The organism is Allocoleopsis sp. (genome assembly GCF_036703385.1).
GTDB lineage: Bacteria > Cyanobacteriota > Cyanobacteriia > Cyanobacteriales > Coleofasciculaceae > Allocoleopsis.
The window spans coordinates 1-15751 of sequence record NZ_DATNPA010000781.1; the positions used below are offsets into that span (position 1 = coordinate 1).

Below are 15751 nucleotides of genomic sequence, written 5' to 3' on the forward strand. Positions count from 1 at the left end.
CTAATTCTTCATACGTTCGGATAATACTCGTGAGTGCTGCAACTTCTCGAAAAGAGTCTCCTTGTTCCCGCCAAATCGACAGTTCCTGGTTGTAAAATTCCAGCGCCTTGGGATAATCTTTGGCAAGTCGGTAAACACTGCCGATGCTATCCAGGGTTTGACCTATCCTAGTGCGATCGCCGATGCTCCTAAATAGTTCTAGTGCCTGAGTGTAAGTGTCGATACTGAGCTGATAATCACCCAAAACACTGTAAACGGCAGCGATACTATTGAGCGTGACGGCTTGTTGAGGGCGATCATTGACTCGACGCTGGATATCCAGTGCTTGGTTGTAAAAGTCGATCGCCTTCTGCGCCTCACCCAAGGAATTATAAATAGCAGCTATGTTACTCAGAGTAAAGGCTTCTCTCGCGGGGTTGCGAATGGCACGCTGTAGCGCGAGGGCGGCTTGGAGGGAATCCAACGCTTTTTGGTTTTCTCCCATTTGGCTGTAAGCTAGGCTCATTTGGTTGAGAACTTCAGCTTCCCCAGCTCGATCTCCCGCCTTTTGCAGGAGCGATCGCGCTTGATTATAGTAGTTCAATCCCTGCTGATAATCATTCGATGAACTGTAGGTTCCAGCCATACTCATGAGAATCAACGCTTGCTGAGAGAGGCTTACACGCAGCGCCACTCCTGACAGATTTCCCTGTGCTGCTTGTTGGAGTTGCAGGGCTTGGTTGTAAAACTCCAGAGCCTTCTGTTTTTGGCCTAATGAGGTATAAAGTAGGCCGATTTGACTCAGCGTTTCGGCTTGCCCAGCCAAATTCCCTTCCTGCTTCTGGATTTCCAGAGCTTGATTATAAGATTCAAGCGCCTTCTGTGGCTCACCTAATGAAGTGTATACTCTGCCAAGCGCCTGAAGCGTTTCCCCCTGCCCAGCCAGATTCTTCTGTGTACGCTGAATCACCAGTGCTTGATTGTAGGCATCGAGGCTGGCTTGAGTGTCACCTGATTTGAAATAGATTCCGCCCAGACTGCTCAGTGTATCGGCGGCTAAGGCGGCTTGGTTTTGTGCCTGAAACAGAGACAACGCTTGCTTGTATGAGTCTACTGCCTTTTGAGTCTCGCCTAAGTTCGAGTAAGCACCACCGAGGGAAAACAGCATAATTGCTTCCCCAACCCGATCCTTAAGTTCGCGTCGGATGGTGAGTGCCTGCTGATAAGAATCCAGTGCCTTTTGGTTCTCGTTCAGGGTATAGTAGAGCGTGCCAATACCGAGCAGCGTGGAAGCTTCCTCAGAACGAGTGCCTAACTGACGCCAAATTAAAAGAGCCTGTTCGTATTTTGCGATCGCTTGCTGCCGGGATTCTGCTGTTCCTTGCTCAGACAGTTTCTCGGCTTGCTGCAAGAGTTGCTGCCCCCGTGTGTAGGCTTGTTGCTGCTCAGGACTCTTGATATTGGGTAAGGTTGTTGCAGGTTGCTGAGCGATTACAAGGCGGTTGGTGCTAGGGGTTGCTGTCATTGACTCTGACAATAAGAGAATGCCGAGTGGTATTCCAAGGAGCGATCGCACAAATATCCTGCCATAACCCATTCGCCTCAACAATTTAACCTCCACGTAGGCAATATAATTCCCCTCCACCAACTCTAAGAGCCTGGTGAAGAACGTTAGCTTTGGCGATGTCCCCTAGATGATCGGTTCAATAGACCTGTTTTGAAAGTCTCCTTTCATGCTGGAGTGTGAGCGTACCGCTCATGAGTGTCTCTTGCATAAATCCTGAAATGCCCCTTAAATCCACGCCAGGTGCTCTACTTGGGGAGACCCCTGCGTACCCGCCACTGGCTCCCCAATTCTGGGGGACTTTGAGAGTCTTGCCCCAAAGTTGGGGGGTTAGAGGGGCAAAAATCGAATGAGAGCAAGAGGTCTAATCATCGTCGTAACTGTTCCAGAGTCCTCGAAAAATGACTATTCTAACGGCAAATAATCCCCTTTGACTTTTCTAGGGGAGTATATGACCCGTCTTTCGGGCAATAAAGTCTACGAGCTTTTGATAAGCCTCTGGGTCTTTTTGCTCGTTAATCACGATGGGAATAGAACTATCCGGCAACCAAAACGTGATCCGGTTAGCAGGAGTGTAGCAAAAACTACTGATACGGTTGAGGTCGATGACATAGTCATTCCTCTCGTAACTCAAATGAATCCACGAACTCGACAGCGAGTGCGCAGATACCTGTTGAATGTAGTCCAGAATTTGTTGATAACCTTCTGGATTACTTAGCTGGTTGATGATAATCGGGACAGCACTATTGGGCAACCAGAAGGTTATCTTCCCATTGGGAGCGCAGGCAAATGCACTGAGACGGTCAAGATCGACTACATATTCATTGCGCTCGTAATTAACTTTGATCCAGTACGCCACACTACCTCCTCGCTCCAAGGGCGAATTCTGGCACTACAAACAGTAAACAGTGAGCAGTGACCAGTGAACAGTTGGTTACTGTTTTTGGGAAAGGTGGGAGTAAGAGTCCCCCACCTCTACAGGCGATCGGTTGCATGGGGATTGAACCCCATCTGTTAGCGCACTGGGCAACCTGGTCACTGATTAAATCTGCTAACCTTCAACCTTCAACCTTCAACCTTCAACCTATTTTCAGCCTTAGGATACCTCTGCGGGAGCGAGCTCCGTTGGAGTAACACTGGGAGCGATCGGCTCTTCCCCATGCGCGGCACGTCCAGAAGCTTGCACAAACCCTTGAAACAACGGATGAGGCGCACTAGGCCGAGAACTAAACTCGGGATGAAACTGAGTGGCAATGAAGAAGGGATGTTCGGGGAGTTCTATCATTTCTACCAAACGTCCATCTGGAGAGGTGCCGCTAACCGCATAGCCCGTATCCAAAAATAGGTTGCGGTAGGCGTTATTGAATTCATAACGGTGCCGATGGCGTTCGTAAATGACCTCTTCTTTGTACAACATGAACGCCAGGGTATTTGGAGTTAGACGGCAAGGATACAACCCTAACCGCATGGTGCCTCCCAAATCGACAACATCCTGTTGCTCCGGCAACAGATTAATCACTGGGTTGGCAGCCTGAGGCGCAAACTCTGCGCTATTGGCATCCTGTAGTTTGGCAACATTTTGTGCCCATTCGATGACAGCACACTGCATTCCCAAACATAAGCCGAGGAAAGGAATCTTATTTTCACGGGCGTATCGAATCGCGGCAATCTTACCTTCAACGCCTCGGCAGCCAAAACCACCAGGGACGAGAATACCGTTCACACCGGCGAGGAAATGTTCTGCACCATAGGCTTCAATATCTTCCGAGTTTACCCAGCGCACGTTAAGTTCACTTCCCATTGCGATCGCGGCATGACGCAGCGCTTCCACGACGGAAAGATAGGCATCATTGAGCCGGATATACTTCCCTACCAAGGCAATTTCAATCTCGTGGGTGGGACAATACAGGCGCTCAATAATCGTCTGCCATTGACTTAAGTCGGGTTCGCGCTGTTGCATTTGCAATAGTTCCAGCGCTTGATGGGCTAATCCTTCTCGCTCTAAGTTGAGCGGCACTTCGTAGATACTGCTGGCATCCTGAGATGTAATCACTGACTCTACCGGAACATCACAAAATTCTGAGAGTTTCTCTTTTAAGCCATGCTGTAAGGGGCGATCGCATCGGCAAACCAACATATCCGGTTGAATACCTATAGAACGCAGTTCCTTCACCGAGTGCTGAGTCGGCTTGGTTTTCATCTCGCCCGCCGCCGGAATCCAGGGCAACAATGTCACATGCATATACAGCACATTATTCCGCCCAACATCCTTGCGGAACTGGCGAATCGCCTCTAGAAACGGTAGGGACTCAATATCCCCGACCGTCCCGCCAATTTCCGTAATCACTACATCCGGATTCGTATTCTTCGCTACTCGGTGGATGCGTTCTTTAATTTCATTGGTGATATGGGGAATGACTTGTACAGTGCCCCCCTTATAGTCGCCCCGACGCTCTTTATTAATCACCGCCTGATAAATCGACCCCGTAGTAACGCTATTCAGGCGCGACATTAAGGTATCTGTAAAGCGTTCGTAATGCCCCAAGTCTAAATCTGTCTCAGCACCATCTGCCGTGACAAAAACCTCCCCGTGCTGGAAAGGACTCATTGTGCCAGGATCGACGTTAATATATGGGTCTAACTTGAGAATTGAGACAGAATAGTCACGAGATTTTAAGAGACGCCCTAAGCTAGCCGCAACTATTCCCTTGCCGATGCTAGAGACGACGCCGCCAGTTACAAAGACAAACTTAGTCATAAAATTTTTAAGAGCACAGTCTGGTAGAGAATTCCCCCGTCAATTGTGACACAATCTTCAAGAGTTGTTGGCGGCGGGTGTTGGCTCTGCCCCATCAATGGGTGAAACATTTAATTATAGCCCTTCTTGCCTAAATTTGGAGATTTCGCCCAAGATAACAAATCTCGGCTCACTTGGATAGGAGTTTCGTTTTTTTTAAAAGGTTCATCAATGGCTAAGTTTTACTCGGAAATTAATTCCTCTTTACAAGACTTTATTAAAGAGCAAAAAATATTTTTCACGGCAACCGCACCTCAACAAGGTCGCATTAACTTATCCCCCAAAGGAATCGATACCTTTCGTTGCATTGATCAAAAGACAGTTGGCTATCTCGACTTGACTGGCAGTGGTAATGAAACGGCTGCTCACTTAATTGAAAATGGGCGCATGACCATTATGTTTTGTAGCTTTTCTGAGCAGCCGATGATTTTACGCCTTTATGGACAAGGTAGGGTGATTCATTCTAGGGATAAGGAATGGGAAAGATTTTACTCCTTGTTTGATTCTCTGCCAGGAGAGCGCCAAATTATTGTTCTTGCAGTGGATTCAGTACAAACATCCTGTGGATATGGTGTACCTCTGTATGAATTTAAACAAGAAAGGGGAACTATAGTGGAATGGGCCATTAAAAAAGGTGAACAGGGAATTCAAGAGTATTGGCAAGCTAAAAACCAAAAAACTATTGATGGTTTACCTACTAAATTATTAGAAGATTAAAGTAGGATAAGTAGGAAAAACAGGAAAGTAAATATGTCTTACTAAATAACCAGAAAGACCTGAGTGAAGAGCAAGAAATTCTTGGGATTCGATAAAGTAGTAAGTTGACGCGCATCCACTGAATAGGAAGATTTATGACACAATACGACGTATATGGTCTCGGCAATGCCCTCCTGGACATCGAATTGGAAGTTTCCCCAGAGATACTCCAGGAACTGGGGATTGATAAGGGTGTCATGACGTTAATTGAAGAAGATCATCAGCATAAGATTCTGAAACACTTGGATGGTCAGCTGATGAAGCGCAGCAGTGGGGGGTCGGCGGCGAATACGATGATTGCCGTGAGCCAGTTTGGCGGCAAAGCTTTCTATTCTTGCAAAGTCGCAAATGATGAACCCGGACAGTTTTACCTTGACGATCTGCTCCGCTCTAATGTGGATACTAACCTACAGCAGCATCCCCCTGAAGCAGGCATCACCGGCAAATGCTTGGTGTTTGTGACTCCCGATGCTGATCGCACCATGAACACGTTCCTCGGAATTTCAGCCAGTTTCTCAGAAACAGAATTAGTACCGGAAGCGATCGCACAGTCCAAATATACCTACATTGAGGGGTATCTCGTGACAGGTGCTGCCAGCAAAGCTGCTGCGATTAAAGCCAGAGATATTGCCAAGGCTGCGGGTCGAAAGGTGTCCCTATCCCTATCCGACTTCAACATGGTGAAGTTCTTCAAGGATGGATTGCTCGAAATCATTGGTTCAGGTGTGGATTTCCTGTTTGCTAATGAAAGTGAAGCCCTCACAATGGCTGAAACTCAAGAGATTGCGGTTGCAGTTGAATACCTCAAACGGCTGGCTTCGGGTTTTGCGATTACCCGTGGCGCTAAAGGGTCCCTAATCTTTGATGGGCAAGAGCTCGTCGAAATTGCTCCGGTGCCAGTCAAGGCGATCGATACAGTTGGGGCGGGAGATATGTATGCTGGCGCTGTGCTTTACGGACTGACCCATAGCATGAGTTTTGCTGAGGCTGGTCAGTTAGGTTCCTCTTCGGCTGCACAGTTGGTCACTCGCTTGGGACCCCGCATGAAAATAGAAGAAACTCGTTCTCTCTTGGAGCAGTTGGAACGTTCTCTGGCATCCAAAGCAAGCAGCTAGAAGCGCAGGGCATCAGTCTTGCAAGCATTTGGAACAGATTCGCAGCAATCAGAGATTCTGATTAGACATCATGGGCAGGAAGCGCACAAAGACGCACTGAAAATCTCTTCCCCTAACCCCTAGCCTCTAGTCCCTAACCCCTATTTTCAAGTTATACCAATTTCCTAAATGCTTGCTACAAATATTTTTCTTTTTCCCGCCTTATTTAAGAGGGGTTAGGGGGGTAGAACTGTTGGAGTGAAATTAAAAAATAAGTGGTATTAAGAATGAGATACGTTTTGGGATTGGCTCTGCTAGGAACAGTAATTGCATCTCCCGCTTGGGCAGAACAACCCCTTTCTGTTGTGTATCCACCACCCAACCACAAAACAACAGCCGATCGCATCTTTTTTATTGGCACCGCTCCCTCCTCAGGTGAGGTGGTAGTGAATGGTAAAGCGATCGCACGGAGTCCAGCAGGGCATTTTGCTCCCAGTTTCCCCTTACAACTGGGAGAGAACCAGTTCACGGTGCGCTATCAAAACCAACAAGTCCAAATCAAAGTAACGCGGACATCGACACAACCGACTCTACCCACCGGGTTAGCGTTTAGCAAAGATTCACTCACCCCTGCCGTAGATATTGCCACCATGCCTGGAGAGCTAGTTTGTTTTGGTGCGATCGCATCCCCTAATGCTAGTGTCTCCGTTAAGCTAGCCAATCAAACCATCCCCTTACTTCCCCAATCTCAGGATGTCGATCTACCAGCCAATTCAGCTGCACTCACTCAAGCCAATCAACCCATCCCCCGCGTCCCCGCAGGCGCAGAGGTAGGAAAATATCAGGGTTGTGCCACAGCCGAGGCACCTGGTAATTTGGGTTTACCACAGTTTCAATTGACGCTCAACGGTCAGAGCATCAGCCAAGCCGGGTCAGGAAAAATCTCGATTCTATCTCCAGCCAAGCTAGAAGTTGCAGAAGTGATCAGTGAGGCGGGTGTTGCCCGGACTGGCCCTAGTACTGACTATTCTCGCCTGACACCACTCCCCAAAGGCTCGAAGGCAACGGTAATCGGTCGAGAAGGAGAGTGGGTAAGACTGGATTATGGCGCTTGGATTAAAGCCTCAGAAGTGCGAATTGTTCCGGGTGCTGTACCACCCAAGTCGCTGATTAGGAGTATCCGTTCCCGTAACGTTGAGGGTGCAACAGAAGTCCTGTTCCCCTTACAAGTGCCAGTCCCTGTAACTGTGCAGCAGAGCGATCGCAGATTTACCCTCACTTTGTACAACACAACAGCCCAAACTGACATTATTCGCCTTGAGGATAACCCCCTAATTTCCCGCCTCGACTGGCAACAAGTCGCACCCGGTCAGGTGCAATATACATTTAACCTGAAAACCCAACAACAGTGGGGCTACAATCTCAGATACGAAGGAACCACCCTTGTATTATCTCTACGTCACCCATCCAGAGTAAGTAGTCAGGCGCTCAACTCTTCCAGCCAAAATCCCCAGTCCCTATCCGGAATCAAAATCCTCCTGGATGCCGGACATGGGGGTACTGAATCGGGTGCATCCGGACCTACAGGTTATCTGGAAAAAAATGTCACTCTAATTATGGCGAAGTTGGTGCGTGAGCGCCTGCTGGAAAAAGGAGCTACGGTGTATATGACGCGGGAGGAAGATAAGGATGTATCGCTGCAAGATCGGGTGGCAATGATTGACAAACTCAAGCCTGCGATCGCAATTTCCATTCACTACAACTCTCTACCCGATGAGGGTGATGCCCAGAATACGAAAGGAATGGGAGCCTTTTGGTACAACACCCAAGCTCACAGCCTCGCTGTATTTTTACATGACTATATCGTGAAAAAACTAGGGCGTCCTTCCTATGGGGTGTTTTGGGATAACCTGGCGCTTACCCGTCCCAACAGTACCCCATCTGTGCTGTTGGAATTGGGTTTTATGAGCAATCCGGTGGAATTTGAATGGGTGACAAATCCACAGGAACAGCCCAAATTAGCCCGTGCGATCGCAGATGGTATAACTGAATGGTTTTTCTCTCAAAAATGAGTTACTGACGCTGGGTGAGCGAAGCGGTTAACCTGGAGGAAAATAGTATGTTAGCGATCGTATGTCTAAATCTTCTCCTCCGGAACCTCCTCCTCTTAAGCTGGATGATTGTATTAGTGTTTTTGTCACTTTTACAACGATCATTAGCTTGTTATATTATTGGGCGTTGAATAAGAAAAATGACAAATTCCGTCTCGAAGAAATAGAGTCTTCGCCGCCTTCACCTCAACCCAAGTCTGCGCCAGAGGCATTGCCAACACAAAAGCCAACGACTACAGCGCCTGAATCTTTATCTTTGTCCTTGACTACATCTAAAACAAATCCTACTCGTGAATCATCCTCTCATCTATCCTCTATCAAGCAGTCTAAACCTCAAGCGTCACAGAAAAGTGCTTCCCCAGATTCAGCTCTAGATAGCGCTGTTTCAACACCTATACCCGCTGCTCCTACCCCAACTTCAGCCGTTGAATTTTCTGATGTCTCCGCTAGTTCTTGGGCGACTCCTTCTATTACGCGCCTCAACAAGCGAAAGATAATGGTCGGCTTTCCTGATCACAGTTTTCGGCCTAATAAGTTTGCGACACGGGGAGAATTTGCTGCCCTGCTCAAAAAAATATTTGACCCAAAAAATCGGCAAAATGCGATCAATTTCAATGATTTACATACAGATTACTGGGCTTCTGATGCCATTCAGAAAGTCTCCAAAGCAGGACTTTTAAAAGGGTATCCAGCCAAAGATTTCCGCCCCGACCAACCTGTCACTCGTGCAGAGGTTTTAGTTGCTCTCGCTACAGCGTTAAATCTTAAAACACCATCCACACCAGCCAAAACTTTACAGATTTATCAAGATGCTGATCAAGTGCTTGATTATGCGATCGCTAAAGTAGCAGCAGCGCAGGAAGCGGGACTGGTTGTTGGTTATCCTAAGGAAAAATTGCTTGTACCCAATAAACCTGCTACTCGTGCTGAGATGGCTGCTATGTTTTATCAAGCGTTGGCGAAATCAGAAAAAGAACAAAAGGTCGGTACTCGGTTTTAATCCAGTTTTACCTCTATGCAGTGAACTAAACCAAACTTAAATTTAAGTCATTAGCAAGCAGGGACTATGTATTTATCTACTGATAAACTCATGCATTTTGTTGTTGGGTTAGCTGTCGGAGTGAGTTTTTGGCAGCTCCTCGAACACTACGCCAAAGTGGGAGTACGAAGAATCAACCCAATTTGGTTCTTAATTATGTTGATTTGGGGAGCCAGTGGCTTATTTTTCTTCCGTAAACTTCACATTCCTATCTTATCTAACGACTTCTTCTATATGGCAGTGCCAGACTGGGATATTCCACTCTACAACTGGACACGCCTCAGGTTTCTCATCCACCGCAGTTGGTTATTTCATTCGGCATTACTGCCTATAGGTTTACTGTTTATCAGCTTGTGGGGTATGAATCGCGCCCAATCTCTTAGTAATAACCCAAAGTGGAACTGGCTACGAGATGCAGCAATAGGGCTATCTGTAGGCATATCAGCCCACTTAATTTGGGATGCCCTGCTATCGGAAACAAAAGCAGGGTTTCTGATTAACGGCTGGAATCATTCTACCTCCCTCATTTGGTTAGCCCTGAACCTGATCATGGGTTTTGGCGTTCCTTTTCTAGTGATTTGGGCAAGGGATTTTCTATCTCGAAATAGTCATTAAATACTGTGCTGCAATCCTAGAGTAATGTCACTGACTTAAGAAATCTCCTACCTCACCCAATACTGCTCGGTTAGTGAAATTCAACACGGGAGATCCCCCTAAATCCCTCTTAAAAAGGGGGACTTATATTCCCCGCTTATTAAGGGGGGCTGGGGAGGCTCGGTCTTATCCGAGCAGTATTGCTACCTCACCAACCAACCCTTGTGCAGGGGGTCTCTAGGTAGGCACTCCGTCCCCCAGTGGGGGGTTTGGGGGGAACCCCCCCAATCTGGGTTTTTCCAAGAAACGATCACTTTTCGCTTAAGTCAGTGCCATGCGAGTTAAGTCTGATACGAAGTCGCGTTGCTCCTACGGAGCCGCTTCGCTAACGTAGATACTACTTTCTCTTCCTGACCCCCCAAGTCTTGCCTATCTACTACCTTATGACTGCAACTTCTTATGACTGCAACTTGGTATGAAGGGTCTCTAAGGTTGTATAGCCCCAAGAGCCTGCATAATAACCGAGTAACTAACTCCTGAATTTGTATTATATATTACATTTTGTCAATTCTTTATGTGTGGGCAATGCTCCATAGCCTCTTGCACTCTGCATCAGCTTTTCCTGGCTATAAATCAAGCGCCTCCCACAGAGCTTCCTGTTATGCTTGGCATAGTAAGGTTGGTCTAGCAACCTCTCATGCAAAGTAACTAGCCGCCAATTTCAATCCTGACGAATACCAACAAATGACAAGAACTGACGCAAAATTTGGAAGCTTTCGGGGTGACGAACGATTTCAGGTTTTGATTCAGGGTGGCAGTGATTAACAAAGGAGTTGTGCCGTATTCCTCATAGAGGTGGCACAATAATAGTTTCTAGATCTCCCAAACCCTCCGATTAGAGTGCGTTTGCTGTTGGGAGGAACTGGCCTGTCGGTCAGTTACCTAATCTCAAGCCTTGTCAGGGTTAGCCATCTCCCTGCTGGATGAAGCATTGGCAGCACAGCCGTTACATACGGAAGCGCAACTTGTAGGCGCTTAGTGCTTTCAATCGCTGCAAACCTCTCCAGTGTGGGATGGATTTTCCTTTTCGGTCGTCAGGTGTACATTTACCTAATCTGCGAAGCAGCGCATAAACGAAGAAAACGATTAATCCAGCATCAACCCCCAACTATGCAGACTATCGAAAAGACCGAACCGAAACTCTTAGAACTCAAAAGCCGTCTGGCCGAAATCCATGATATCGAAGCAGCGGCATCCCTACTCTACTGGGATCAGGCAACTTATATGCCTCCTGGAGGTGCAGCGGCTCGTGGACGCCAGCTAGCAACCCTGCAACAAATCTCCCACAGTAAATTTATCGATCCGGCGGTTGGCGAACTGCTGGAAGATTTGCGCCCCTACGAAGAAAGTTTACCCTACGATTCGGATGAAGCTAGCCTCATCCGCGTTACTCGGCGAAATTACGAAATAGCCGTGCGGGTGCCAGCAAAATTTATGGCCCAACTCTCGATGCATCGCACCCAAACTTACGAAGCTTGGGTGGTAGCGCGACCGATGAACAGCTTTGCGACGATAGAGCCTTACCTGGAAAAAACTCTGGAATTGAGCCGCGAATTGGCAAACTTTTTCCCTGGCTACGAACATATCGCCGATCCCCTAATTGACTTTGCTGACTATGGCATGAAGGCATCGTTTTTGCGATCGCTGTTTGCCGACTTGCGAAACGAACTCGTACCCATTGTGGAAGCGATTACGTCCCAACCCCCTATCAATGATAGCTGTTTACATCAGTTTTACCCTGAAGATCAGCAGTTAGATTTTACTCTCAAGATACTTGAACAGCTGGGTTATGACTTTCACCGGGGGCGTCAAGACAAAACGCACCACCCGTTTATGACCAATTTCTCCATCGGCGATGTGCGAATTACTACCCGCGTTTATGAGAACGACTTAGGTCAAGCCTTATTTAGTACAATCCACGAGATGGGTCATGCTCTCTACGAGCAAGGCATCAACTTGGAGTATGAAGGCACACCCTTGGCGGCGGGGACATCCTCCGGCGTCCACGAGAGCCAATCCCGACTTTGGGAAAATTTGGTGGGGCGGAGTCTAGGCTTCTGGAACTATTATTATCCCCAGTTGCAGGCTTTCTTTCCCGCTCAGTTGGGCGAGATTTCCCTGGATGCATTTTACCGGGCGATTAATAAAGTGGGGCGATCGCTGATTCGGACTGACGCCGATGAGGTCACGTACAATCTGCACGTTATGATTCGCTTCGACTTAGAATTACAAATGCTGGAAGGTAGTCTTGAGGTGAAAGACCTCCCCGAAGCTTGGAACGAACGCTACCGCTCAGATTTGGGGATTATTCCACAAACGGATACCGACGGTGTATTACAGGATGTGCATTGGTACACCGGTCAAATTGGCGGGATGTTCCAAGGTTACGCCCTAGGCAACTTACTCAGCGCTCAATTTTTTGAGGCTGCCATCCTTGACCATCCAGAAATCTTAACAGACATAGAGCAAGGACAGTGTATTACACTACATAGTTGGTTGAAAGATAAAATCTACCAACACGGTTGCAAATACACGGCAACTGAACTGATCAGGGAGGTGACTGGTGCGTCTTTACGCATCGAGCCATTTATTCGTTATATCCGGCGAAAGTATGGGCAACTTTACACTCTCTGAGCTTGCCCTCTTGAACATGTGTTGATCTATCTCAGGGAATACGCTTTCTGGACAGCAATTTGTAAATTGTTGTTATCACTGTTCTATTTTGCGCTTTGGGAGTTGCAATGCTCAATCTGATCCAGGACGTTCTTGAAAGTGACGAGAGAAGCGATCTCCGGCAGTTCGTTAGCCAGTTACGCGCCTCAGATAAAAAGTATTTACTGCGAAACGATATTCTTGCTGCTTTTAGTGAATACTGCGCCAGCCACAAAAAACCGGAACATTTTTTTCAATATTCCAACCTGGGGCAACTGGTGTATTATACCCAGGAAATCATTCTGGATAATGAGAGCCTCTACCTAATCATCCGACCGAAGATTGCTTCTCAAGAGGTCTACCGGGTGTTAGAAGACTTGACTGTTGAGCCGGTCACGGTGCAAGAACTGCTGGATCTGCGCGATCGCTTCGTTAACCATTACCATCCCACGGAAGGGGACGTTCTTGAACTCGACTTTCAGTCTTTCTACGACTACTCTCCGACGATTCGTGACCCCAAAAACATCGGCAAGGGTGTTCGCTTCCTCAACCGTTACCTGTCTAGTAAGCTGTTTCAAGACCCCCGGCAGTGGTTGGAATCATTGTACACCTTCCTCAGCGTCCATCAGTTTCAGGGGACGCAGCTACTGATTAATGGGCGAATTAAAAATCAACAGCAACTTTCAGATCAGGTGAAGCGGGCGCTACTATTTGTGAGCGATCGCCCCGATGAAGAGTCGTATGAAGAATTTCGCTTCAAGCTGCAAGAAATGGGCTTTGAAGCCGGTTGGGGCAACACAGCCGCTCGTGTGCGGGATACGCTAGAGATTCTCGATGAACTGCTGGACTCTCCCAATGATGAGGGACTCGAAAAGTTCATCTCCCGTATTCCGATGATCTTTCGCATCGTCCTTGTCTCTATCCACGGTTGGTTTGGGCAAGAAGGCGTTTTAGGGCGTCCCGATACTGGCGGGCAAGTGGTGTACGTCCTCGACCAAGCCAGGAGTTTAGAGAAGCAGTTACAAGAAGATATTAAACTGGCGGGATTAGAGGGATTGGGAGTGCAGCCCAAAGTCATCATCCTCAGCCGCCTCATTCAGAATAGTGATGGTACGCGGTGTAACGAACGTCTGGAAAAAGTCCACGGCACGGATAATGCTTGGATTTTACGGGTACCGTTCCGAGAATTCAATCCCAAGCTGACCCAGAACTGGATCTCGCGGTTTGAGATTTGGCCTTATCTAGAAACTTATGCGATCGATGCAGAAAAAGAACTTTTGGCAGAGTTCCAAGGCCGTCCAGACCTAATTGTCGGCAACTATACCGATGGGAACTTAGTGGCGTTCCTGCTGGCACGAAAGCTACAGGTGACTCAGTGCATCATTGCCCACGCTCTGGAAAAATCGAAATACTTGTTTAGTAACCTATACTGGCAGGAATTGGAGGACAAATACCACTTCTCGTTGCAATTCACAGCTGATTTGATTGCCATGAATGCGACCAATTTCGTAATCAGCAGTACCTACCAAGAGATTGTAGGAACACCAGATAGTGTCGGGCAGTATGAATCTTACAAGTGTTTCACCATGCCTGATTTGTATCACGTTGTCAATGGGATTGAGCTATTCTCGCCTAAGTTCAACGTGGTGCCACCAGGGGTGAATGAAAACGTCTACTTCCCCTACACACGCACAGAAGATCGGATTCCCAGTTCTATTGAACGGCTAGAAGAAATGCTGTTCACTCAAGAAGACCCCGCGCATATTTTTGGCAAACTTGATGACCCGACGAAGCGCCCACTGTTCTCAATGGCGCGTCTTGATCGGATTAAGAACATGACGGGTTTAGCGGAAATCTTTGGTAAGAGTAAGGAGCTGCAAGAACGGTGTAACCTGATTTTGGTGGCGGGTAAGTTGCGCGTTGAGGAATCCGATGATAACGAAGAAAAAGACGAAATTGTCAAACTCTACCGGATTATAGACGAGTACAATTTACACGGTAAATTCCGCTGGCTGGGCGTGCGCCTGCCCAAGGGGGATTCCGGTGAGATTTATCGGGTAATTGCTGACCACCGAGGGGTTTTTGTTCAACCCGCCTTGTTTGAAGCTTTCGGTTTGACAATTTTGGAATCGATGATTACGGGACTACCTACCTTTGCAACCCAGTTCGGTGGGCCTTTAGAAATTATTCAAAATAAGGTTAATGGGTTTTTAATTAACCCCACTGATCAGGAAGGAACGGCTCAGAAGATTCTAGATTTTGTGAGTAAGTGTGACGAAAATCCAGACTATTGGGAAGAAATTTCTAATAAGGGCATGGAGCGGGTTTATACCACCTATACCTGGAAAATTCACACCACGCGGCTACTTTCATTGGCGCGGATTTATGGCTTCTGGAACTATACCTCGAAGGAAAACCGGGAGGATATGCTGCGTTACATAGAGACGTTGTTCTATCTAATTTATAAGCCACGGGCGAAGCAGATTTTAGAGGAGCATATGCGTCGGTAAAAGAAAAACTATGGCGTGATGTAAGGGCGATCGCAACAATTAAGGAGTGCGATCGCTGTTTGTCTATTCCTAGTTCAAGGCTCATCGTTGGGTGAAAATTCAACATCTTCATAAAGCAAAGAGATGGGACAGCGCATATCAACGCTGGTGAAATGAACTTCTAGTTCTGCTCCTTGTGAAGTATCTTCGTCAATTGAGTAGGGGGTGAGTTCCCACTTGCCGCGATCATTAAGTCGGTAACATTCGGCACTCATCTTTTCAGCATCGATGAGGACGTATTCTTTGAGAGTGTTGATGCGGCGATAGTGTTTGAATTTATCGCCTCGGTCGTATCCTTCCGTACTAGGAGAGAGAACTTCGACAACTAAACAAGGATAGTAAATAACTTTACGAGCAGTTTGGTCGCGTGGGTCGCACGTTACCATCACATCAGGATAGTGGAAGGGGCCTTTTTCAGATACACCGAGTTTGGCATCTGCCATGAAAACTTTACAGCCTTTGCCCCGCAGGTGAGCTTTGAGAGCAGAGGCTAAACTAAGAGCAATAGAGTTGTGAGGGAGAGTTCCCCCAGTCATGGCGAAGACTTCGCCGTTAA

At 47.4% G+C, this 15751-nt stretch carries 11 protein-coding genes; 7 read left to right on the plus strand and 4 right to left on the minus strand.

All coding sequences use genetic code 11. The features are described 5' to 3' along the window. The 3 genes from V6C93_RS36410 to V6C93_RS36420 all read right to left on the minus strand — a co-directional run. On the minus strand, window positions 1-1588 hold a 1588-nt coding region (locus tag V6C93_RS36410; RefSeq protein WP_333481579.1), incomplete at its 3' end, for a tetratricopeptide repeat protein. Between the two features lie 394 nt (window positions 1589-1982). Beyond that, on the minus strand, window positions 1983-2402 hold the full coding sequence (locus V6C93_RS36415; protein ID WP_333481580.1) for a hypothetical protein: 420 nt from the start codon (window positions 2400-2402) through the stop codon (window positions 1983-1985). 237 nt (window positions 2403-2639) lie between these two features. Beyond that, window positions 2640-4301, minus strand: a complete 1662-nt coding sequence (locus V6C93_RS36420) for a CTP synthase (protein WP_333481581.1) — start codon at window positions 4299-4301, stop codon at window positions 2640-2642. 210 nt (window positions 4302-4511) lie between these two features. On the opposite strand from V6C93_RS36420, the gene V6C93_RS36425 reads away from it, so the two are divergent. From V6C93_RS36425 to V6C93_RS36455, 7 genes are all read left to right on the plus strand, one after another. Then, complete coding sequence (locus tag V6C93_RS36425) at window positions 4512-5057, plus strand: pyridoxamine 5'-phosphate oxidase family protein (RefSeq protein ID WP_333481582.1); 546 nt, start codon at window positions 4512-4514, stop codon at window positions 5055-5057. 134 nt (window positions 5058-5191) lie between these two features. Then, window positions 5192-6211, plus strand: a complete 1020-nt coding sequence (locus V6C93_RS36430) for an adenosine kinase (RefSeq protein ID WP_333481583.1) — start codon at window positions 5192-5194, stop codon at window positions 6209-6211. A gap of 266 nt (window positions 6212-6477) precedes the next feature. Then, entirely contained in the window at window positions 6478-8262 is a 1785-nt protein-coding gene (locus V6C93_RS36435; RefSeq protein ID WP_333481584.1) for an N-acetylmuramoyl-L-alanine amidase, read from the plus strand. 61 nt (window positions 8263-8323) lie between these two features. Then, window positions 8324-9301, plus strand: a complete 978-nt coding sequence (locus V6C93_RS36440) for an S-layer homology domain-containing protein (protein WP_333481585.1) — start codon at window positions 8324-8326, stop codon at window positions 9299-9301. A gap of 66 nt (window positions 9302-9367) precedes the next feature. Then, window positions 9368-9955 carry a hypothetical protein gene (locus V6C93_RS36445; RefSeq protein WP_333481586.1) on the plus strand — a complete coding sequence of 196 codons (588 nt, stop codon included), beginning with the start codon at window positions 9368-9370 and terminating at the stop codon, window positions 9953-9955. Between the two features lie 1149 nt (window positions 9956-11104). Beyond that, window positions 11105-12628, plus strand: a complete 1524-nt coding sequence (locus V6C93_RS36450; RefSeq protein WP_333481587.1) for a carboxypeptidase M32 — start codon at window positions 11105-11107, stop codon at window positions 12626-12628. Window positions 12629-12735: 107 nt separating this feature from the next. Then, entirely contained in the window at window positions 12736-15156 is a 2421-nt protein-coding gene (locus V6C93_RS36455; RefSeq protein ID WP_333481588.1) for a sucrose synthase, read from the plus strand. Window positions 15157-15230: 74 nt separating this feature from the next. On the opposite strand, the gene V6C93_RS36460 is transcribed toward V6C93_RS36455, so the two are convergent. Beyond that, a partial coding sequence (locus tag V6C93_RS36460; protein ID WP_333481589.1) for a Uma2 family endonuclease occupies window positions 15231-15751 on the minus strand: 521 nt, incomplete at its 5' end.